The sequence below is a fragment of the Pseudomonas sp. SDO55104_S430 genome, assembly GCF_054070595.1.
Genome location: NZ_JBSVXG010000008.1, coordinates 1 through 22747, shown reverse-complemented (window position 1 = coordinate 22747; position 22747 = coordinate 1). Strand labels below are relative to the sequence as shown.

At 58.9% G+C, this 22747-nt stretch carries 18 protein-coding genes and 1 pseudogene; 18 read left to right on the top strand and 1 reads right to left on the bottom strand.

Going from position 1 to position 22747, the window contains the following annotated elements; genetic code table 11:
* Positions 1-148: 148 nt before the first annotated feature.
* The 13 genes and pseudogenes from ACW9JE_RS02635 to ACW9JE_RS02575 all read left to right on the top strand — a co-directional run bounded on the left by ACW9JE_RS02635 (position 149) and on the right by ACW9JE_RS02575 (position 15532).
* On the top strand, positions 149-1804 hold the full coding sequence (locus tag ACW9JE_RS02635) for an ABC transporter substrate-binding protein (RefSeq protein ID WP_457431786.1): 1656 nt from the start codon (positions 149-151) through the stop codon (positions 1802-1804).
* An 82-nt stretch (positions 1805-1886) separates the two neighbouring features.
* On the top strand, positions 1887-2840 hold the full coding sequence (locus tag ACW9JE_RS02630) for an ABC transporter permease (protein WP_457431785.1): 954 nt from the start codon (positions 1887-1889) through the stop codon (positions 2838-2840).
* Positions 2837-3742 (top strand): ABC transporter permease, encoded by a 906-nt coding sequence (locus tag ACW9JE_RS02625; protein WP_457431784.1) that lies wholly within the window; start codon positions 2837-2839, stop codon positions 3740-3742. Before ACW9JE_RS02630 ends, ACW9JE_RS02625 begins: the two co-directional genes overlap by 4 nt.
* Position 3743: 1 nt before the next feature.
* Positions 3744-5576, top strand: coding sequence for an ABC transporter ATP-binding protein (locus ACW9JE_RS02620; protein ID WP_457431783.1), 1833 nt, complete (start codon positions 3744-3746; stop codon positions 5574-5576).
* Positions 5573-5881, top strand: coding sequence for a (2Fe-2S)-binding protein (locus ACW9JE_RS02615; protein ID WP_457431782.1), 309 nt, complete (start codon positions 5573-5575; stop codon positions 5879-5881). Before ACW9JE_RS02620 ends, ACW9JE_RS02615 begins: the two co-directional genes overlap by 4 nt.
* Positions 5863-7287: an FAD-dependent oxidoreductase gene (locus ACW9JE_RS02610; protein ID WP_457431781.1), complete on the top strand. Its 1425-nt coding sequence runs from the start codon at positions 5863-5865 to the stop codon at positions 7285-7287. The genes ACW9JE_RS02615 and ACW9JE_RS02610 overlap by 19 nt, the downstream gene beginning before the upstream one ends.
* Positions 7284-8438 (top strand): NAD(P)/FAD-dependent oxidoreductase, encoded by a 1155-nt coding sequence (locus tag ACW9JE_RS02605; RefSeq protein ID WP_457431780.1) that lies wholly within the window; start codon positions 7284-7286, stop codon positions 8436-8438. Before ACW9JE_RS02610 ends, ACW9JE_RS02605 begins: the two co-directional genes overlap by 4 nt.
* A complete protein-coding gene (argE, locus tag ACW9JE_RS02600) occupies positions 8435-9592 on the top strand; it encodes an acetylornithine deacetylase (protein WP_457431779.1) in 1158 nt (385 codons plus the stop codon). Before ACW9JE_RS02605 ends, argE begins: the two co-directional genes overlap by 4 nt.
* Before the next feature lie 199 nt (positions 9593-9791).
* A pseudogene (locus tag ACW9JE_RS02595) lies at positions 9792-10976 on the top strand (nitrate- and nitrite sensing domain-containing protein); the annotation flags it as partial.
* Positions 10971-11834 (top strand): methyl-accepting chemotaxis protein, encoded by an 864-nt coding sequence (locus tag ACW9JE_RS02590; RefSeq protein WP_457431830.1) that lies wholly within the window; start codon positions 10971-10973, stop codon positions 11832-11834. The pseudogene ACW9JE_RS02595 and the gene ACW9JE_RS02590, both read left to right, overlap by 6 nt.
* Positions 11835-12022: 188 nt before the next feature.
* Positions 12023-13480: an NAD-dependent succinate-semialdehyde dehydrogenase gene (locus ACW9JE_RS02585; protein WP_457431778.1), complete on the top strand. Its 1458-nt coding sequence runs from the start codon at positions 12023-12025 to the stop codon at positions 13478-13480.
* Positions 13481-13533: 53 nt separating this feature from the next.
* A complete protein-coding gene (locus tag ACW9JE_RS02580; protein ID WP_457431777.1) occupies positions 13534-14613 on the top strand; it encodes a tartrate dehydrogenase in 1080 nt (359 codons plus the stop codon).
* A 73-nt stretch (positions 14614-14686) separates the two neighbouring features.
* A complete protein-coding gene (locus ACW9JE_RS02575; RefSeq protein WP_457431776.1) occupies positions 14687-15532 on the top strand; it encodes a substrate-binding periplasmic protein in 846 nt (281 codons plus the stop codon).
* A gap of 93 nt (positions 15533-15625) precedes the next feature.
* Here the strand turns inward: ACW9JE_RS02575 and ACW9JE_RS02570 are convergent, their stop codons facing one another.
* Positions 15626-16552 carry a 2-hydroxyacid dehydrogenase gene (locus tag ACW9JE_RS02570; protein WP_457431775.1) on the bottom strand — a complete coding sequence of 309 codons (927 nt, stop codon included), beginning with the start codon at positions 16550-16552 and terminating at the stop codon, positions 15626-15628.
* 281 nt (positions 16553-16833) lie between these two features.
* Between ACW9JE_RS02570 and gabT the strand changes: the two genes are divergently transcribed.
* From gabT to ACW9JE_RS02545, 5 genes are all read left to right on the top strand, one after another.
* Positions 16834-18129 carry a 4-aminobutyrate--2-oxoglutarate transaminase gene (gene gabT, locus ACW9JE_RS02565; RefSeq protein ID WP_457431774.1) on the top strand — a complete coding sequence of 432 codons (1296 nt, stop codon included), beginning with the start codon at positions 16834-16836 and terminating at the stop codon, positions 18127-18129.
* Positions 18130-18232: 103 nt separating this feature from the next.
* Positions 18233-18886 carry an HAD family hydrolase gene (locus tag ACW9JE_RS02560; RefSeq protein ID WP_457431829.1) on the top strand — a complete coding sequence of 218 codons (654 nt, stop codon included), beginning with the start codon at positions 18233-18235 and terminating at the stop codon, positions 18884-18886.
* A gap of 41 nt (positions 18887-18927) precedes the next feature.
* Positions 18928-19416 (top strand): Lrp/AsnC family transcriptional regulator, encoded by a 489-nt coding sequence (locus ACW9JE_RS02555; protein WP_457431773.1) that lies wholly within the window; start codon positions 18928-18930, stop codon positions 19414-19416.
* A 488-nt stretch (positions 19417-19904) separates the two neighbouring features.
* The gene (locus tag ACW9JE_RS02550) at positions 19905-22028 is read left to right on the top strand and encodes a TonB-dependent siderophore receptor (RefSeq protein WP_457431772.1); all 2124 of its coding nucleotides are present in this window, start codon (positions 19905-19907) and stop codon (positions 22026-22028) included.
* Between the two features lie 79 nt (positions 22029-22107).
* Positions 22108-22747 (top strand): AMP-binding protein (locus tag ACW9JE_RS02545; RefSeq protein WP_457431771.1); only part of this gene is annotated, 640 nt, incomplete at its 3' end.

Below are 22747 nucleotides of genomic sequence, written 5' to 3'. Positions count from 1 at the left end.
GGCTGTTTGGTGTCCGCGTGCAACGCCGTGCACGGACATCGTTGCTCGAACTACTGGGTTTGTTGCTTGACCGTCGTTTGCGTTAACAGGTCGCTCAGGCTCGACCGTGAGCATTTGAGCCTTCTCATTATCGACAGGTAGAACCGATATGACTGACAACAAGAATAAAACAGATTCCCCACTGATCACCGGCGAACAAAGCCTGCGTGTCTTCGAGGGACTCAATCGGGGCATGTCACGCCGTGATGCGTTGCGTATGCTGGGCATGGCCGGGGTGGCCGTCGCAGGTGCCAGCAGTCTGTTCGGCCAGGCCGGCAAGTTGTTCGCTGCCGAGGCTGGCGCGACAGCCGGCGCGACGGGTAAAGGCAAGCGGGGCGGCCGCATCAAGGTCGCCAGTTCGACCAGCTCGACTGCCGACACGCTGGACCCGGCAAAGGGCTCCAACTACACCGACTACTGCCGCCACAACATGTTCTATAACGGCCTGACAACGTTGGACGATGCACTGGTGCCGCGCATGGCCCTGGCGGAATCGTTTGATACCACTGACGCAACTTCATGGACAATCAAGTTGCGCAAGGATGTCGTCTTTCACGACGGTAAGCCGTTCACCTCAGCTGATGTTGTCTATTCGCTGAATCGTCACAAGAACCCGCAGGTCGGCTCCAAAGCGCTGACCACCGCGCAACAGTTGGATGAAGTGAAAGCCACCGGCCCGGATGAGGTGCTGATCCGTTTGACCAGCCCGAACGCCGACCTGCCGGCCATTCTCGCCACTACGCATTTTCTCATCGTGCGTGACGGGACCACTGATTTCACTACTGCTAACGGGACCGGTCCTTTCAAATGCAAGGAGTTCCAGCCGGGCGTGCGCTCGATCGGCGCACGCAACGATAGCTACTGGAAGCCGGGGCTGCCTTACCTGGACGAAATCGAGTTTTTCTCGATCCCGGACGAGGCTGCGCGGATCAGTGCCTTGCTCGCCGGCGACGTGGACCTCATCAACCCGGTCAACCCTCGCTCGACTTCGCGCATCCTGGAGAGTACCAAGGTGGCGCTGATGGAGTCCCGAACCGGTGGTTATACCAATCTGGTGATGCGCGATGAATTAGGCCCTGGCCAGAATCCGGACTTCGTCTTGGCGATGAAGTATCTGCTGGACCGTAAACAGATCAATCGTGCCGCCTTTCGTGGTTACGGCGCCATTGCCAATGACCAGCCAATCGCCTCGAGTAACCGCTACTACTTCGCCGGTCTGCCGCAGCGCCAGTTCGACCCGGAGAAAGCCAAGTTCCACTTGCAGAAGTCCGGCATGGCCGGTCGCACCTTGCCTTTGGTCGCCTCCGAAGCTGCCACCGGCTCGTTGGACATCGCCCAGTTATTGCAGCTTTCAGCTCAGCAGATCGGACTCAAGTTCGACATCAAGCGGGTGCCGGCAGACGGCTACTGGTCCAATCACTGGATGAAGCATCCACTGGGTTTCGGAAACATCGGTGCACGTCCAACCGCTGACTTGATGTTCAGCCTGTTTTTCCAGTCCAGCGCCAGCATGAACGAGTCGGGATGGAAAAACGAGCAATTCGACCAGTTGCTGGTGGCTGCACGTGGAGAGACCGACGATGCCAAACGCAAGCAGATGTATGCCGATATGCAGGTGCTGGTACACGAAAAATGCGGGATCGGTATCCCGCAATTCACCAGCAGTCTGGATGGACACAATGTCAAGTTGAAAGGTCTGGTTCCTCATCCACTCGGTGGATTGATGGGTTACATGTTTGCCGAGCACGTATGGCTGGATGCCTGAGCGACTAACGCAACGATAGCTCGATAACCAAGGCGCGCCTGCGGGTCGATGCAGGCGTCGTCATTAAGTGAAGGTATCCATTATGAACAGCACTATTGTGCGCCTGGTTTCCAGTCGACTGGCTGTAGGCGTGCTTACGCTGCTTATCGTGTCGCTTGTGGTGTTTTTTCTCACCAGCCTGTTGCCGGGTGACGCGGTTCAGGAACAGTTAGGTCAAGACGCAACACCGGAAGCGGTGGCAGCAATGCGGACGTTGTTAGGCCTGGACCAACCTGTGTACTTGAGGTACGTGCATTGGCTGGGCGGATTGATTACCGGCAATCCCGGGGTTTCTTTGGTCAATGGCATGCCGGTCGACGAAATGATCGCGAGCCGTCTGCCCAACACCCTGCGCCTGGCATCGATCGCGGCGCTGGTCTCGGTGCCGTTGGCCCTGACGATCGGCATTTTGTCAGCGATGTACCGTGGCTCAATCTTTGACCGCTACAGCAACATGCTCGCGGTTTTCGCCGTCTCCGTACCGGAGTTTCTGATTGCCACCGTCGCAGTACTGATCTTTGCGGTCAAGCTGGGCTGGCTGTCGGCCCTGTCACGTGACGTTGAGGTCGAGTCCTTCGGGCAGCTGGTGCGCGTCTACGCAATGCCTGTGCTGACTCTGTGCTGTGTCCTGGTAGCGCAGATGGCACGTATGACGCGGGCTGCGCTGATCGACCAATTGAGCAGTCCCTATGTCGAAATGGCGGTGCTCAAGGGCGCGCGACCGATACGGGTGGTGCTTCGCCATGCGCTGCCCAATGCAATCGGACCGATCGCCAATGCCATCGCACTCAGCCTTTCGTACCTGCTGGGTGGTGTCGTCATCGTCGAGTCGATCTTCAACTACCCGGGTATCGCGACCCTGATGGTAAACGGTGTAGTCACTCGTGACATGCCGCTGGTCCAGGCGTGCGTAATGTTGTTCTGCCTGGGTTTCCTGGTGCTGGTACTGCTGGCCGACCTCTGTGCAATTCTGTCCAACCCGAGGCTGCGCAAATGAAACTTGATATGACTCCCCCAAAGCCGGGTGCAGGAAACGGCATCAATCAGGATGGACTGAAACAGACCGTTGCACTCCCTCATCGTCGTCGGCTCAAGCTGACTCTGGGCGGCTTCATAGGCCTACTCATCGTGAGCTTCTGGGCGCTGATGGCCATCGCCGGCCCGATGTTGGCACCCTACGATGCCAACGCGATGGCCAGCGAAGGCTTCTTTGGCCCGCTCAGCCGGCAGTTTCCGTTGGGTACCGACTACCTGGGTCGGGACATCCTTAGCCGGTTATTGCATGGCGCACCCTACACCATCGGCGTAGCGTTGGCGGCGACCGTTCTCGCCTGCACGGCAGGAGTGGTGCTTGGGCTGGTGGCGGCTGCCTCCGGTGGTTGGGTCGACGCACTCATAAGCCGAACCGAAGATGCGTTGATCTCCATCCCAAACAAGATTTTCGCGCTGTTGATGGTGGCCTCGTTTGGCTCCTCCGTACCGTTGCTGCTGTTCATGGCCGCATTTGCCTATATGCCGGGATCCTTCCGCATTGCAAGAGCGGTTGCGGTCAACGTCATGACCATGGACTTCGTCCGGGTTGCTCGCACTCGAGGTGAGGCCATGCCGTACATCATCTTCATCGAAGTACTGCCGAACATGCTTCGTCCGGTGCTGACCGATTTTGGTCTGCGCTTTGTGTACGTGGTGCTGCTACTGAGTGCGATGAGTTTCCTTGGGCTGGGCATACAACCGCCGGACGCGGACTGGGGCTCTCTGGTGCGAGAAAACATCCAGGGCCTGGAGGAGGGTGCTCCGGCCGTATTGGTGCCGGCGCTGGCAATCGCCACCCTGACCATGGGGGTCAACTTGCTCATCGACAGCTTCGGCGGGCGATCCACGCGCGGGACGGAGAAGTGAAATGAACGAAATCGTCAGGGTAAGTGGCCTGCGTGTGGCCGCACGCAATGAAGAGGGCGTCGACGTACCTATCGTACACGGCGCGGATTTCAGCTTGAACAAGGGCGAGGTACTGGCGCTGATCGGTGAGTCCGGTTCCGGCAAGAGCACCATTGCGTTGTCATTGATGGGTTACGCCCGCAGTGGCTGCTGCATCGTAGGCGGCTCGGTACGTATCGGCGATGTGGATGTACTCAAATTGTCGAATGCCGAACTTGCAAAGTTGCGCGGGCGCACTGTGGCTTATATCGCACAGAGCGCGGCGGCGGCATTCAATCCGTCCAAGTGCATTATGGATCAAGTGATTGAAAGCGCATTAATCCACGGCACGCTGCCAAGGCACGAGGCGCAAGCCAAGGCCGTCGGGTTGTTTCGGGCGTTGGCGTTGCCGGACCCTGAGGGAATAGGTGCGCGTTATCCGCATCAGGTCTCGGGAGGTCAGTTGCAAAGGTTGATGGCGGCGATGGCGCTTATCACCGATCCGGCATTGGTAATCCTCGACGAGCCGACCACGGCGCTGGACGTCACCACCCAGATCGAAGTGTTGCGGGCTTTCAAGCAGGTGGTTCGTGAGTTAGGCACAACAGCCGTATACGTTTCGCACGATCTGGCGGTCGTGGCGCAGATGGCCGACCGGATCGTGGTGCTGCGCAATGGTCAGATTCAGGAACACAGCAGCACCGAGCAGATACTTAGAGAACCCGAACACCCCTATACCCGAAGCCTGCTCTCTGCGATGAAGCCGTCGGCGACACGTGACACGGCTGATCAGGGGGAGGCCCCTTCGGGTAATGATGTGCTGCTCGACGTCCGTGGCCTGGAGATTTGCTATGGCGTCAAAAAGGTCCTGCAGGATGTTGATCTGCAGGTTCGTAGAGGTTCGGCAGTCGGTGTGATCGGCGAGTCGGGATCGGGAAAAACCACGCTGGCTCAGGCAATCGCCGGCTTGGCGGAGCCGTCAGCCGGGCGGATCCTGCTGGACGGCCAACCGCTCAGCAAAACCCTGGCCGGTCGCACCCGCGAGCAGTTCCGACGTGTACAGTTCGTATTCCAGAATGCCGATACTGCGCTGAATCCTCGCCACAGCATCGAAGAGATCCTGGGCCGGCCGTTGCGGTTCTACCACGGGATGAAGGGCGCGCAACGTCAGCGTCGAGTAGCAGAGCTGCTGGCGTTGGTGCAACTGCCGGCAAGCATCGCGCAGCGCCGCCCTGGCGAGTTGTCCGGCGGGCAGAAACAGCGAGTCAACCTGGCGCGAGCGCTCGCCGCAGAGCCGGATCTGATCCTCTGTGACGAAGTGACCTCGGCACTGGATACCGTGGTAGGCGCGGCGATCCTCGAACTGTTGCGTGACCTGCGTCGCGATCTGGGTGTTTCCTACCTCTTCATCAGCCACGACATCTCGACCGTCCGCGCGCTCTGTGACGACATCGTGGTGATGTACAGCGGTCACAAGATTGAGGCAGGAGACTGTGAGTCGTTCGTCCAGGTGCCATTCCATCCCTATACCGACCTGTTGATCAATTCGGTGCCGGAGCTGCGCCAGGGTTGGTTGGAAGGCTGCAATGCCTCTCACGGCGACCTGCCGTCGATCGGCGCGCTCGACACAACCACGCACCTGTGCCCGTTTCTTAACCGTTGTCCGGTGCGCATTGATGGGCTCTGCAATCGCAGCGCGCCGCCACGACGAAGCATCGCCGGCGGTAGCGAGGTCCTGTGCCATCACGACAGTGCCGAACTGCTCATGGCACAGCAAGGATCAAACAGCATGAAATTAGTGGGGACCTACGCATGAACGCGCGTTTCGTACGTTTGGCCGAAAAGCAGCGGGCAAGGGTCAGCTTGATGGTCGATGGCGAACCCCTCGAGGCGTTGGAGGGCGACACCCTGATGGTTGCGTTATTGACCCGGGTGTCGGCCCTGCGCCAGTCAGAATTCGATCCGGGTCGACGCGCCGGCTTCTGCCTGATGGGTGCTTGCCAGGACTGCTGGGTCTGGACCCGCGGCGGCGAGCGTCTGCGTGCTTGCTCCAACGAGGTCCGCGAAGGGCTGGATATCGTAACCATACAACCGGAGGCTACATGGCCATTGCGCGGCTGAAAGGTCTTGAAAAGGATGATGTGCGCGTCGTGATTGTCGGTGCCGGCCCGGCCGGCACGCGTTGCGCCGAAACCCTTGTGGCAGCAGGGATCAGGCCGATTGTGCTGGACGAGAATCGCCGCGACGGCGGCCAGATCTATCGTCGACAACCAGAGGCTTTCGTTCGCGACTATCCCGCTCTGTACGGTAGCGAGGCGGACAAAGCCAAAGCTCTGCACGACAGCTTCGACCGCTTGCGCGGGCAGATCGATTATCGGCCCGATACATTGGTATGGAGCATGAGCCCTTGGGAACTGTGCTGCGTCAGCCAAGGCAAGCACACGACGGTTGAGTACGATGCGCTCATCCTCTGCACGGGGGCCACCGACCGTTTGATGCCGGTCGCCGGCTGGCAGTTGGCGGGCTGTTATAGCCTGGGCGGTGCGCAGATCGCCCTGAAGGCGCAGGCGGTTGCCATCGGCCGCCGCGTGGTGTTCATGGGCAGCGGGCCGCTGCTTTACCTGGTCGCCAGCCAGTACCTCAAGGCCGGCGCACAGGTAGCCGCGGTGCTCGACACTTCGCCGCTGCGCAAGCGCATATTCGCCTTGCCCAAACTGCTGGCTCGACCAAGGATGTTGTTCACCGGTCTGCAGTTACTGACCAGACTCTTTCTGGCGGGTATTCCGGTGCGTCTGGGTGTCGAGCCGCAGCAACTGGTGGGCGAAGCGAGCACAGGCGTCAGTGCAGTACGCGTGCGCACTGCACACGGCGAAAACCTGCAGATCGACTGCGATGCTGTCGCCCTTGGATATCACCTGCGCCCGGAAACCCAGTTGGCCGACCTCGCCGGTTGCCGTATGCGCTTTCATGAGCCTTCCCAACAGTGGGTGCTGGATACCGATGAAGACGGTCGCACCTCGGTCGAGGGGGTGTACGCCGCTGGCGATGGTACGCGAATCCGCGGCGCTGACGCCGCCGAACACGCCGGACGCCTGGCTGCCATGGCGTTGTTGCAGGATCTGCGGCAACCCGTATGCACCGATGCACTGTCCCGCCAGCGATGTGCCTTGGCGGCGATGGAACAGTTCAGCCTGGGCCTCTACCAAGCCTTTCCCTGGCCTGCGACGCAGGCCAGGACGTTGCCTGACGACGCGATCGTCTGCCGTTGCGAGATGATTACCGCCGGCGAGTTGCGCGACGCGGTGCGCGAGAAGGGCGCCTGCGAGGTCAATCGTGCCAAGGCCTTCAGCCGGGTTGGCATGGGTCGCTGCCAAGGTCGCTACTGTTCGCAGGCCGGCGCCGAGGTGATCGCCGCGGCGGCTGGCGTGTGTGTCGAACGTGTCGGTCGTCAGCGCGGTCAGGCACCGGTCAAGCCGCTGCCGATGCAGATCGAGGAAATCAGGCTAGTCGAAGAGGTGTCGCGGTGAGCGTTGAACAAATCGATGTACTGATCGTCGGCGGCGGCTTGATGGGCGCGGCTTCGGCTTTTTTCCTGCGTCAGCGCGGGCGCTCGGTGGTGCTTCTGGAACGGGACATGATCGGCCAGTACGCCAGCGGGGTGAATTTCGGCAACGTGCGTCGCCAAGGCCGTTTCCTCGGCCAACTGGAACTGGCCAACCGCTCCTTCGCGCTGTGGAAGCGTCTCCCACAGTTGATTGACGACGATCTGGAGTTCATCGCCAGCGGTCAGATGCGAGTGTGCTACCACGAGGAGCAAATCGCCGAGTTGGAGACCTATGCGGCTGCCCCCGAAGCGCGGGAACTGGATCTGAAAATCTATCGAGGTCGTGAGCTGCATGAGCGCTTCCCGTTTCTCGGGCCGGAGGTCAAGGGCGGTTCCCATGCGCCGCACGATGGCCACGCCAACCCGCGTCTCGCCGCACCGGCCTTTGCCCGCGCCGCACGGCGTGCAGGCGCGCGGATCGAGGAACGCACCGAGGTGACGCATATCCAGAAAGTCGGTGGGCAGTTCCTGGTGGATACCACCGATGGCCGCCAATACCGCGCCGGGCAGTTGCTGATCACGGCGGGCGCCTGGGGCGAGAAGCTTTCGTCTCAATTCGGGGAGCCTGTGCCAATGATCGCCAAGGGGCCGCAGATGTCGGTCACCGAGCCGGTGCCCTACGCGCTGAAAACGGTGATCGGTGTGTACACCAAGCATCCCGAAGAAGTGCTTTACTTCCGTCAGATTCCTCGCGGCAATATCATCATTGGCGGTTGTCACCACACCCAGCCGGATATGCTCAACCGCCGCGCTCACTTCGATCCGCAGAGTGTTCTCAAGCAGTTGCAGCAGATGCGCAGGCTTTCGCCGCAGATGGCCAACCTGAACATCATTCGTACCTGGAGCGGGATTGAGGGCTACGTCGCGGATTCCTTGCCGGTGATGGGGCCAAGTGGCCAGGTAGACGGCCTTTATTACGCCTTCGGCTTCAGCGGCCACGGTTTCCAGCTCGGGCCTGGCGTCGGTGATGTGATGGCGGAGCTGATCAGCACCGGTAGCACCAGTACCCCTATCACTCCCTTTCACATCAGTCGATTCGCCCGTTCGGTTGAGCCGAGGAGCAAAGCATCATGAGAGGGCGGGCGCTGGAAATACTCAAGCGATTGATCGCCTTCGAGACCGTTTCCTCGGAATCGAACCTTGCGCTGATCGAATATGTCCGCACGCTGCTGGCGACCAAAGGCATCGAGTCGTTGATCGTCAAGGACGAAAGCGGCCGCAAGGCCAACCTGTTCGCCAGCGTTGGCCCGCGCGATCTGCCGGGCGTGCTGTTGTCCGGACACACCGATGTGGTTCCTGCCGCTGGCCAGGCCTGGAGCGTGCCAGCGTTTCAGGCGACGCTGAAGGACCAGCGGATCTATGGCCGAGGCAGCTGCGATATGAAGGGCTTTATTGCCTTGGCGATCGACGCCATGCTCGAAGCAGCTGACTGCTCGTTGAGCCGCCCGTTGCAACTGGCGCTGTCCCATGACGAGGAAATCGGCTGCGTCGGCGTACGCCGGCTACTCGATGTGCTGCACCTGGCTCCCTTGCGACCGATGCTGTGTATCGTCGGCGAGCCCACCAATATGCAGTTCGTGCTCGGGCACAAGGGCAAGGGGTCCTACCGCGCTTTGTGCCGGGGGCAGGAAGCCCACTCTTCTCTGGCCCCCCGGTCGATCAATGCCATTCATCTGGCTTGCGACTTTATCGCCACGTTGCGCGAGGGCCAACGACGCCTGCAACAGCACGGCGCGCATGATGCAGATTACGACGTACCCTACAGCACCGTACACGTCGGGCAGATCACAGGGGGCAAGGCGCTGAATATCGTGCCGAACCTGTGCAGCCTGGATTTCGAAGTGCGCAATCTGCCTGCCGACGACCTGGACCAGTTTCTTGCGCAGATGCAAGAACAGGCCGAGCAGATCGTTCGTGAGGCCAAGCTGTTGTCCGGCGCTGCCAACATCGAAATCGAGACTTTGAACGTTTATCCCGGCCTGGATACCCATCCCAGCGTGGAAGCTGTGCGGTTACTGAAGAACTTCGCACCTGCGGATACCGGCAGCGCAAAAGTTTCCTTCGGCACTGAGGGTGGCTTGTTCAGCCAGCGCCTGAATGTACCGGTGGTGGTCTGCGGGCCGGGTTCGATCGAGCAGGCACACAAGCCCGATGAATTCGTCGCGTTGAGCCAGATGCAGGCCGCAGAGCGCTTTCTCGATGGGCTGCTGGGCTCGCTGAGGCTATAACGTCAGACTCTCGTGTGGCCCTTGCGAATCCGAAAGGGCCATTTCGCATGATTACCCTTCACGATGATACCCCTTGGATGGTCAGTCGCATGTTCGCCTGAGCAAGAGTGCGTGCGCGTGCCCAAAGCTACACCTTGACCGAATAACCCAAAAAAGCGGGACTCTCGCGAGTCTCCGACAACACTACGGGAGTCCGTCCATGAAAGCCCTCGAGCGTCTTTCCTTCTCCACCAAGTTTGTCTTGCTCGGTCTACTTGTTATTGCCCTGATTGCAGTGCCAAGCACCCTACATGTGCTTGGCGCGCTGCAGACGGGGCGCCAGGCAGATCGGGAAGTGCAGGGACTTGCGCCGGTAAACGCGCTTTTGCATCTGGTTGCGCTGACCCAGCAACATCGCGATCTGGTCGCGGCAGTGCTCGGCGGTGCCGATTCACTGCAGCAGCCGCGCCTGGTCAAGCGAGCGGAGCTAAAGCGTGCCTTCGAGGCAAGTGAGCTGGCGCTGCAGACAGCCCAGGTCAAACCGGATCTCCTGACCGCCTGGCGTCAGGTACGTGAACAATGGCAAGCGCTCTCCGATCAGGTCGATAAAGACTCGATCAAGGCCAGGCAAAGTCTGCAACTGCATTCGCAACTGATCGCCTCTATTTTGCTGATTGAGGATGCCCTGCTTGATCATTTCGAGCTGGCGCTGGATCCGATGCTGGAGACCTACTCGTTGATGTACGCCGCGCTGATCGAGATGCCGCAGACCGCCGAGCTGGTCGGTCAATTGCGCGGTTTCGGTGGCCTGTACCTCGCGCAGGGGCGAATCATGCCTGAACAACAAGGTGCATTGATGGGGCTCACCGCCCAGGCTCAGTCCAGCCTCGACAGGATGAGTCGGGCCTTCACCAAGGCTGGTGCCACCGATCCTGCACTTGCGTCGGTGCTGCAAGCACCACTGGCGGCGTTGCGCGCCCAGATCGAACAGGTCCTGGCATTGACGGACAAGCAATTGGTCGCGGCCGTCGAAATGGATCTATCTGCCGATGGCGGCTACGGCGTGAAACTGAGCTATCCGGTCACGGATTACCTGGCTGCGTATGATCGGCCCATCGGCGCGCTTCAGTCACTCGCAGATAACGCCTTGACGAAGCTTGGTGACGCGCTGACCGCGAGGCGCGACAGCTATCGCCAAGACACTCTGTGGATGTCTATCGGTTTGCTGTCGCTGCTATTGGCTGGCGGCACTTTAGCCATCCTGATCGTACTGCGTCTGCTCGACCAGCTGGGTATGGCCATGGTAGCGGCGGAGCGAATCGCCAAGGGTGATCTGACACAAGCACTCGATATCAGCGGCAAAGATGAAGCTGCACGTTTGCTGCAGGCGCTGCAGTGCATGCAAACGGACCTGCGAGGTACCGTCACTCAGGTGGTGAGCTCAGCCGAACAGCTGAGTTCGACTTCCCAGGCATTGAGCACTGTGACCGAAGACGCCAGTCAGGGATTGCAACGCCAGAGCGAGGAGCTCGACCAAGCCGTTACAGCCGTTACCGAGTTGACCTGCGCCATCGAAGAAGTAGCGCGTAATGCTGCTTCGGCCTCCCAGGTGTCCCAGGCAGCCGATCAAAGTGCTCGACAGGGCGAAGACAGTGTCATCCGGACTGTCGGTGCCATCGAGTCGTTGACGGGCGATATGGCTCATACGGCTGATGCGCTGCAGAGCCTGGCAGCCCGGATAGGAGATATCGGCTCGGTGCTGGATGTGATTCGAGGCATCGCCGAACAAACCAATCTGCTGGCGTTGAATGCCGCGATCGAGGCGGCCCGGGCGGGAGAAAGCGGCCGCGGTTTCGCCGTGGTGGCCGATGAGGTGCGGGCATTGGCTCGAAGGACCCAGGCCTCCACTCTGGAAATAGAAACCATCATCGGCTCGGTACAACAAGGCAGCCGTAGTGCCCTGAGCGCCATGCACAGCAGCAATGAAAAAACCCGCGACACTTTAGGCCTAGCGCGCGCAGCGGGCACTGCACTCAATTCCATTGTCGAGGCTATCGGGCAGATCAACGCGCGCAATTTAAGTATTGCCAGCGCTACCGAGGAGCAATCGCAGGTCGCCCGCGAGGTCGATAGCAATCTTTTGAATATACGTGATGTGTGCGCTCGTACATCTGCTGGAGCTCGGCAGACCCGGGTTTCCAGCCAGGAACTTGCAAGCCTCGCCAACGAGTTGAGTGGGAGGGTCGGTCACTTCAACGTCTGAACCCGAGTTCGTGCTCGCTGGCATCGTGCGAGTGCATTCGCTCTTTTGATCAGCCATGGCATCCGCCTCGGTAGAGCCTGCTGCCATCAGCTTATATTCAGCAGCCAACGCTGCAGCCGCGATACTTTCAGCATCCTGGCCTGCGGCGTCTGAATAGACTGAAGGCTGTCTCGGAACAGGACTCGATCATGCTCAAGAATCGTTTGCAAGACCCCAGCCTTCTGGCAGAACTCGCGTACATCAACGGCCAGTGGGTGGGTGCCGATAACGCCGCCACCCTGGATATCATCGATCCCGCCACGGGCGAATGCCTGGCCCGGGTTCCGGCCATGCAAGGCGCGCAAACTCGTCTGGCCATCGAAGCTGCCGAGCGCGCCTGGCCAGCCTGGCGCGCCCGACCTGCAGCGGAGCGCGCGGCGCTATTGGAGCGCTGGTATCAAGCCATGCTCGATAACCTCGACGACCTTGCGTTGATCATGACCTGCGAGCAGGGCAAGCCTCTCAACGAAGCCAAGGGAGAGATCCGTTATGGTGCCAGCTTCGTCAAATGGTTTGCCGAGGAAGCACGGCGGGTTTATGGCGAGACCATTCCTGCTCCCAGCGGCGACCGTCGCCTGCTGACCCTCAAGCAGCCGGTTGGCGTCTGCGCTGCAATCACGCCGTGGAATTTCCCCAACGCGATGATCACTCGCAAATGCGCACCGGCCCTGGCTGCCGGCTGTCCGGTCATCGTCAAGCCGTCGGACCTGACGCCGCTTTCAGCTCTGGCGCTCGCGGTGCTGGCCGAGCGAGTCGGTATCCCGGCCGGGGTGTTCAACGTTGTAACTGGCATGCCCAAGGGCATTGGCGAAGAGCTGACCAGTAACCCTACAGTGCGCAAGATTTCCTTCACAGGCTCGACCGCCGTGGGCAGCTTGTTGATGCGTCAGAGTGCCGATCAGATCAAACGTCTCAGTCTGGAGCTGGGCGGGAACGCGCCCTTCGTCGTGTTTGACGATGCGGATCTGGAACAGGCAGTGAGCGGCATCATGCAAAGCAAATTCCGGAACGCAGGACAGACTTGCGTCTGCGCTAACCGGATCCTCGTGCAGGACGGGATCTACGAGCGTTTCGCTCAGCGGCTGGTGGAGGAGGTGGGCAAGCTCAGGGTCGGTAATGGCCTGGAGGCTGACGTAACCATTGGCCCGTTGATCAATTCAGCAGCGGTTAGCAAGGTCGCCCGGCATATTGATGATGCTCTGGGCAATGGTGCTCGCTTGCTCTGTGGCGCCATTCCCACAGGGAACGACCAGTTCGTCCAGCCGACGGTGCTTGCCGACGCCCATGCCGGGATGTTGCTGGCTAACGAAGAAACCTTCGGCCCGGTCGCACCGCTGATGCGCTTCAGCACTGAAGAAGAAGCGCTGTCACTGGCCAATGCCACACCTTATGGCCTGGGTGCCTATTTCTTCACCCAGGACCTGCGCCGCTCGTGGCGCTTCGGTGAGGCGCTCGAGTTCGGCATGATCGGCCTCAATACCGGGTTGATTTCCATGGAAGTAGCCCCCTTTGGCGGCGTCAAGCAGTCTGGCCTGGGGCGTGAGGGCTCCAAATACGGTCTGGACGAGTACCTGGAAGTCAAAGCATTCCATATCGGTGGACTATAAGGCGACTCCTCTTTGTACAGGCTTGATTGACGCGAATCCGCGAAGGTAATGACATGAGCAAGACATTCAAAATCGCCGCCATTGCTGGCGATGGTATCGGCAAGGAAGTACTGCCCGAGGGGTTGCGGGTGCTGGAGCAGGCAGCGCGCAAGTGGGATCTGGACTTGAGCATCGAAGTGCTCGACTGGGCTCACTGCGATTACTACCTGGAACACGGGCAAATGATGCCCACCGATTGGTTCGAACAACTCAAAGGCTTCGATGCCATCTACTTCGGTGCGGTGGGCTGGCCAGACAAAGTACCGGATCATATTTCCCTTTGGGGATCGCTGCTCAAGTTCCGTCGCGATTTTGACCAGTATGTGAACATCCGCCCTGTTCGCCTGTTTCCCGGCGTTCCATGTCCGTTGGCTGGTCGCAAGCCTGGTGATATCGATTTCGTGGTGATTCGCGAAAACACCGAGGGCGAATACTCCTCGGTAGGCGGCAAGATGTTCGAAGGCAGCGAACATGAATTCGTGCTGCAAGAGTCGGTGTTCACCCGACGCGGTGTGGACCGGATTCTCAAGTTCGCCTTCGACCTGGCACAGACCCGGCCGCGTAAGCATTTGACCGCTGCGACCAAGTCCAATGGCATTTCCATCAGCATGCCCTACTGGGACGAGCGCACTGCGCTGATGGCCGAGCATTACCCGGATGTTAGCTGGGACAAGCAGCACATCGACATTCTCTGCGCGCGTTTCGTACTGCAGCCGGATCGTTTCGATGTAGTCGTGGCTTCGAACCTGTTCGGCGATATCCTTTCTGATCTCGGGCCGGCCTGCGCCGGCACCATCGGAATCGCTCCCTCGGCCAACATCGATCCCGAGCGCCGGTTCCCGTCGTTATTTGAGCCGGTGCACGGCTCGGCCCCGGACATCTTCGGCCGCAACATCGCCAATCCGATCGCCATGATCTGGTCCGGCGCGCTGATGCTGGACTTCCTCGGGCAGGGCGATGAGCGCTACCGTGCCGCCCATGACGGCATTCTCAAAGCCATTGAGCAGGTTATCGCAGAGGGGCCAATCACCCCGGATCTGGGCGGACAAGGCTCGACCCAAGATGTCGGCAAGGCGATTGTCGAGGCACTCTAGACCGGTTAAAAAATCGCGCATCACCCTTTTGCCCGCTCACACTGCGGGCTTTTTTCTTGGCCGGAAGGTTGCCGTGACTAGATTGTCGATCTTGCTTTTGGCTTGCGTTTGGCACGCCAAGGGCTGGGCGAGCGCGCCGATAGATGTGGTCATTCTGTGCGACGCCGGATACCCACCCTACAGTTACGCTGAGGGCGACGAGGCGAAGGGGATCTACACCGATATTCTGCGCATGGCCTTTACTCGGATGCCGGACTATCGCGTGCATATTCGGCCTATGCCCTGGGCGCGAGGCCTGAGCGAATTGTCGCAGGGGCGCGCCTTGGCCCTTTATCCGCCATATCGCCGTCCCGACGAGCGACCATGGATGGATTACTCACGCCCCATCGTGCGGGAGACGCTGGTTGTGTTTATGCGCACCGAGGTTGCCCGGACGCTAGAGCAGGAACGCTTTCCGCAAGCCTACGGCGGTTTACGCATCGGCCAGAACAGGGGGTTCATAAACATCGTCGATCAGGATTACCAGAGCATGCTGGCCAAGGGCGAGCTGCGACAGATCTATTCCAAGGACAACCGCACCAACCTGGCGATGCTCTATCGTGGAAGACTGGATGCCTACATCAATGACCGCCGAGCCGTTCTTTGGGAGCTGGAGCAAATGCGCCGCGACGGCGTGTTTGAACAAGAGTCTCTCAACTGGATAGTCGAAGGGCCGTGGCTCTCGGGTGAGGAGGGGTACCTGGGTTACACCCGTATCAATACATCGGCCTATCCATATAAGGACACCTTCAAAAAACGCCTCGATGGGATTCTCTCCGATCTTGAACGAGAGGGCGTCATCTATCGCATCGTGAGGCGTTACGATGCATTTTATCCTCTTGACCTGCAGGCACCGTCTATTCAAGGGTTCAGCCAGTAAGTCCTTGGGTCCCAACAACGCGTTGAAACCCGTCCTGGCTTTAGCTGGGGACAACGCTCCATCTCGATCGAGACACGTATTCTGGAAACAGGGCTAGTAGCCCTGTTTACGGTCAACTTCCCCGAGCATGGGATCGCCACGCTGATGTCGGCGGATATTGTCCAGCAGCACATCAAACGCGCTTTCCGGCTGAGTCATTGCGGCGATATGCGGGGTCAGCAGAATTCTCGGGTGCTGCCAGAATGGATGCTCGGGCCGCGCCGGCTCTTCGCATAATACGTCCAGCACCGCTGCACTGAGCTGACCGCTATCCAGCGCCTCCAGCAGATCTTCTTCAATCAGGTGCCTGCCTCGACCCACATTGACCAGCGCGGCACCTTTGGGCAAGTACTGGAATAGATGACTGTTAAGCATCCCTTCAGTCTGTTCGGTGAGGGGCAGGGCGCAGATCAGGATGTCGCATTGACTAAGGAATGCCGGCAACTGCTCCGCCCCGGCAAAGCAGTCTACGCCGGGTATGCAATGCCGGCTGCGCGCCCATCCAGACAATTTGAATCCATACGGTTGCAAAGTCGCGAGTATCTGCCGGGCTTGCAAGCCCAGCCCCATGATCCCGACGCGGCGTTTGGATGCGGGTAGCAGTCGATGGGCTTGCCAGCTTTTTTCGGCCTGTTGCTGACGATAGCGCAGCATATCCCGATGCACGCTGAGCACAGCGAAACTGGCGTATTCGCACATGCCTTGGGTAATTCCAGGATCAAGCAAGCGCACCACCGGCAAACTCGCGGGCAAACGGCCCAGGTCGAGCTGATCGACGCCAGCCGATAGCGCGAACAGCACTTGCAGGTTTGGCAGTAACTTTTCCAGATCGTCCGGGGCCTGCCAGGCCGCCAGGTAGCGAATATCTCGCGGATCGCCGAGCTCTGGCCAGGCGCGCCATTCAATATCCGGTGCCCGTTCAGCGAACAGGGTTTTCCAGTGCTCGCCGCGCACAGGGTCGGCTTTGTAGAGCAGGGTCATGGGCGTTTCCTCTCATGAGCGAAGAATGGAGCATGCCCGAACAGCGGAGCAGAATCGGTCGAAATGCCTGGTTTGAATTTATCTGTGCGGTTGTATTGCGTCGTAAATTGGCAGAATGCATGGAGCCATCAGCGCCTGATGGATTCTGCCGTTTTCTGTAGTGAAAACAGTCGATCTGAATTTCTCAGCGGGCAAGTTCGGCTTAGAGCATTGCGTCAAAGGCTTAACCTAGGACACATCGCAGCCGCCGCCTGGTTGCCTGGCTCACTATGGGAGATGCCATGAATAGCAAATGCGAAGAAACCCCTTATCTGCTCCAGCAGCGTGACCAGTTCGTGCCACGCGGGTTGGTCACTGCTCACCCACTGGTCATCGACCGAGCCTTGGGGGCCGAGGTATGGGATGTGAGTGGTAAGCGTTACCTGGACTTCGTCGGTGGCATCGGTGTAATGAATATCGGCCACAATCACCCGAAGGTTGTAGCGGCGGTGCAGGCGCAGATGCAGAAGGTCACCCATGCCTGTTTCCAAGTGGTTGCCTACCAACCTTATCTGGATCTGGTTCAGCGTTTGTGCTCACTCGTTAGTGGCTCGAGCGGCATTGCACACAAGGCCGCACTTTTCACCTCGGGTGCGGAAGCCGTGGAGAACGCCGTCAAGATTGCCCGTGCTCACACCAAGCGTCCGGCTGTTATCTCCTTTCGTGGTGGTTTCCACGGCCGGACGTTGCTTGGCACGACCCTGACCGGTATGAGCCAGCCCTACAAGCAGAATTTCGGCGTGGCACCCGAGGTATTTCATACTCCTTATCCGAATGCTTATCGCGGCTTCACCAGCGAAATGGCGCTGCAGGCACTCAATGACTTGTTTGCCACGCAGGTGTCGCCCGAGCGGGTAGCCGCAATCATCATTGAGCCGGTTCAGGGCGACGGTGGCTTCCTTACCGCACCGCCCGAATTCCTCCAGGCGTTGAGAGCGTTGACCGAACAGCATGGCATCGTGTTGATCGCGGATGAAGTGCAGACTGGCTTCGGCCGTACCGGCACATGGTTCGGTTTTCAGCATTCCGGAATTCAGCCGGACCTGGTCACCGTAGCCAAGAGCCTTGCGGCCGGAATGCCGATCTCGGGTGTGGTTGGTCGCGCTGACATCATGGATGCCCCAGCTCCAGGTGGACTGGGCGGTACATACGGCGGCAACGCGCTGGCTTGCGCGGCTGCGTTGGCGGTGATCGAGACCTACGAGCAGGAGCAATTGCTGGCACGCAGCAAGAAGCTGGGCGAACGTTTGCATAACGGTCTCCTGCGTTTGCAGGCTCGCTTTCCCCAGATTGGTGACGTGCGCGGTACCGGTTTCATGCTGGCGATTGAGCTGGTCAAAGACGATGCTGCCAGCAGTCCGGATCCGGAGTTGAACCAGCAATTGATTGATGAGGCTCGTAAAGGTGGCCTGCTGGTGATCAAGTGTGGTGTTTACCGCAACGTACTGCGTTTCCTGGCGCCTCTGGTAGCCGAAGAGACGCAGGTCGACGAAGCGTTGGACATTCTCGAAGGGGCGTTATCACGCGTTTTGAGCTGATGTCTGATCTCGGTCGGCACATTTCGATTCAGGGAGAGGGTTGCCGACCGAGCATTTCAACGAGTATCCATTCATGAAATACATTCATGGGAGGCTTCAAGCCATGGAACTGACTGACTACCGCGCGCTGCTGATTGATTGCGATGAGGTACTGTTCGATCGCAACTCTGGCATCTGGACGGCCTTGCAGCCACTGCTCGAGAATTATCCAGATACACTGACTAGAGAACAGGTGTTGGCTGACTATGATCAGGTGATACGCGGGCTCAATCCGCTGTTCTCCAAATTGGGGTTCAGTGGCTTGCAATGTCTTGCACATCGCCAATTGGCTGAGCGCCTGGGACTCGAGAGCAGTTGGGAGGAGGGCATGAGGTTCGCCCGTTCCGTTAGCGACTGGTCACTTTATGAGGACGCACCAGGCGCGATGTTGTACCTGCGCAAGTTTTACCGGCTGATGATATACGGGAATCGTGATGACGCGGATCGCGAGGCATTCTGTGAACGATTGGGAATCACATCTGAAGATTTTCTGTCACTCAGCAGCAAACCGCTGGAGGATCAAGCGTGGCTATCGGCGAATGGCCTTGATCCAAAGGAGATTCTGCTGGTATGCGGTTCAGCTGACGTGTCTTCGGCAGGTGGTTTGTGCCTGATCCAACGTGGTTGCAGCGAGCCCCGTACAAAGAGTCCGGCGGACTTTTACATAGACAGCATGGCGGATCTGGTAACGCAGCATCAACAATCTCTCAGGCGTTGATACTGACAGAATGATTGCATAGAACAATCACGAGGTATGCGATGGAAGGTTTAATCAAGCTTGACAGGATTGACATCAATATTCTGGTAGAGCTGCAGAAAGATGGCCGCATTACCAATGTCAGTCTTGCCGATGCGGTAGGCCTATCGGCCAGCCCTTGTCTACAGCGTGTCAAGCGGCTCGAGTCTGCCGGGTATATTTCCGGGTACAACGCACACCTCAACCTGGCCAAGATCACTGAGTCGGTGACGGTTTTTACAGAAATCACGCTGCACGACCACAAACGCGAAGATTTCGCCAAGTTTGAGTCCAATATTCGCTTAGTTGATGAGGTGCTCGAGTGTCACTTGATCAGCGGCGGCTACGATTATCTGGCTCGTTTCATGACCCGAAGTATTCCGCACTACCAAGAAGTGATGGAGGCGCTATTGGATAAGAATATCGGTATCGCCAAGTACTTTAGTTACATCGTTATAAAATCCCCGGTACTCAAGGATGGTGTTCCTTTGCGCAAGTTGCTGCATCGCTGATGGGGGAGGAACTTGCAGTGGACGGCCGCATAACTTTATTAGGGTATTCATTTGGGCTCAGTTGTCATCAAAAACAATGCGGTTTTATGAAGTGAAGAAGCCTTGTTCGGCATATCTAATCACCTCCATGCTTGTAGCGTCAGACAACTGGGCCTGATTGGCTCCAGTGTACCTCGGACAGCACAGGGCGCCGCGCAGATTTAGGTTTTGCGCGCACGTGGTTGTAGCCAAGAGCACTTACGCATTTAAAGAGAGTTCGCGCGATATTTTGACCATCTAAACTTCTGCCAGCTAAAAACATAAGGCGTTATCAGACAGTGAACGAAGTATTTTCGTTGGCACACCTGTGCCTTTAATAATTTGACCATCGCGCATTATTTTTTTGATTAAGTAATATAGAAGTTGCCTAATGAGAATGGGAATTGATAGCATCAATTTAGTTCCAGTCGGCTCGTTGTGTGCTCGGTAATTTCTCAAAGGATATGTTCATGCGTCGAACTCTTTTATCTGTGTGTGTAATTCAGGCTATCTTCCAACTTACATGGGCTGAACAGTCAACTAATAATGGTGGGACTCTAGAACTCCAAGCGCTCAACATCAATGGCATGTTTGAAGAGCTGCCGCAAGGTCCGGTACAAGGCTACCGCGCGACCCGTTCGGCGAGCGCGACACGCACCGACACCTCGATCCATGAAACACCGCAGTCCATCACCGTGGTGCCCAAGGATGTGGTCGAAGACATCAGCGCCACCCGATTGCAGGACGCCCTCGATTACGCCGGTGGCGTGGGGCGGGCCAACAATTTCGGTGGCCAGGGGCTGACCACCTTTACCGTTCGCGGCTTCACCACCGGTGAGTTCTATCGCAACGGCTTCCCGATCAACCGCGGCTATCCGAACATGCCGGATGCCAACACCATCGAACGCCTCGAAGTGCTGCGCGGGCCGGCGACCATGCTCTATGGCCGTGGCGATCCGGGCGGTACCTTCAACGTCATCTCCAAGCAACCGCTGGCGAAACCCACGGTGACCCTGGGCAGCCAGCTCGACGATCAGGGCATGCAGCGCGGCACCCTGGATGCCAGCGGTCCGCTGGACGAAGAAGGCCGCCTGGCCTATCGCCTGAATGTCGTGGGCGAGGGCGGCGACACCTTCCGCGATCATGTCGAAACCGAGCGTTACGGCGTAACCCCGGTGCTGAGCTGGCAGGCCACCGAGGACACCAAGGTGATCTTCGAGGGTGATTTCATGCGCAACAATCACCCGCTGGATCGCGGCCTCACTCGCTACCCCAACCAGATCGGCACCGCGTCTCGCGACACCTTCTGGGGCGAAAAAGACGTCGGCAAATTGCACAACGACAACAACATGGCCCAGCTGCGTTTTGAGCATTTCCTCAGTGACAACTGGACCCTGGGCGGTGGCTTCCAGTGGCTCGACGGCACGCTGCAGGGCAATGCGGTCGAAGGCAACGGAGTCGCGGCAGACGGCCGCACCCTGGGCCGCAACTTCAACTACCGCAAGCTGGAATGGACGGACAAGGACACTCAGCTCAACCTCACCGGCCATTTCTCCGCGGGCGGTTTCAATCACACCCTGCTGACCGGTGTCGAATACGAGGACTACGACTACAAGTCGATCATCCAGCGTTCCAGCGGCGCGGTGAGTGCCTACCCGATCGACATCTTCGATCCGGTGTACGGCCAGCCGCGTCCGGCCCTGACCCGCACGCCGACCGACGACAAGGAAAACCTCAAGACCTACGCGGCCTTCATCCAGGATCAGGTCGAATTGACCGAGCGCCTCAAACTGCTGGCCGGCGCACGCTTCGAACGTTTCGAACATGACTACGAAACCTTCGTCCCGGGTGGCAGAAGCTGGCAGGCCAGTGACAACGCGGTGACTCCGCGTCTCGGCCTCACCTATGACCTGACCGACACCGTGGCGGTCTACGCCGATACCGCTCGCTCGCTCAAGCCCAACACCGGCGCCAGCCGCGAGGGTGGCGGGTTCGATCCGGAGAAGGGCAAGTCCTGGGAGCTGGGCGTCAAGTGGGAAGCGCTGGACAGCCAACTCAGCGTCGACGCGGCGATCTACCAGATCGAAAAGCGTAACGTGCTGACCACCGACCCGGTTGACTCGACCTTCAGCGTCGCGGCCGGTGAAGTGCGCAGCCGTGGCTTCGACCTGAACGTCGCCGGCAACCTGACCCCGCAGTGGCGAGTGATTGGTGGCTACGCGTACGTCGATGCCGAGGTGACCAAGGACAACGTCATCAAGTCCGGCACGCGCCTGATGAACATCCCGCAGAACAGCTTCAGCCTGCTCAACGTCTACGAGTTTCAGGATGGTGCTTTGAAAGGGCTGGGACTTGGGACTGGCGTGAAGTACGTCGATGAACGTGCGGGGCAGACGGCCAATACGGCGTTTTCGATGGGCAGTTACACCGTTGTCGATCTGTTGAGTTACTACAAGGTCAACGAGAAGATCCGGCTGAACCTGGATGTGAAGAACCTGGGTGATGAGGATTACGAGGAGGGCGCGTTCGGCAACGTTTACGCCTATCCGGGGGCGCCGAGGACCGTGCAGGTGGGGATTTCCTACACCCTATAGATACCTTATTGCTACGAACTGAACACGATTAATCAGTGCAACATTCAACAAACAAGACTATTCCACCGAGGTAAGAAAGATGAGTGCGGCTTCTCTGTATCCCGTTCGTCCCGAGGTTCTGGCCAATACGCTGACTGACGAGGCGACCTACAAGGCCATGTACCAGCAGTCGGTCGTCAACCCGGACGGTTTCTGGCGCGAGCAAGCCAAGCGTCTCGACTGGATCAAGCCTTTCACCACGGTCAAGCAAACCTCTTTCGACGATCACCATGTCGATATCAAGTGGTTCGCCGATGGCACCCTGAACGTTTCCTACAACTGCCTGGACCGTCACCTGGCCGAGCGTGGCGATCAGGTCGCCATTATCTGGGAAGGCGATGACCCTTCCGAAAGCCGCAACATCACCTACCGCGAACTGCACGAACAAGTCTGCAAGTTCGCCAACGCCCTGCGTGGCCAGGACGTGCACCGCGGCGACGTGGTGACTATCTATATGCCGATGATCCCCGAAGCTGTGGTCGCCATGCTGGCCTGTACCCGGATCGGTGCGATTCACTCGGTAGTGTTCGGTGGCTTCTCGCCGGAAGCCCTGGCTGGTCGCATCATCGACTGCCGTTCGAAAGTGGTGATCACCGCTGACGAAGGCATCCGTGCCGGCAAGAAGATCTCGCTCAAGGCCAACGTCGACGACGCCCTGACCAACCCGGAAACCAGCAGCA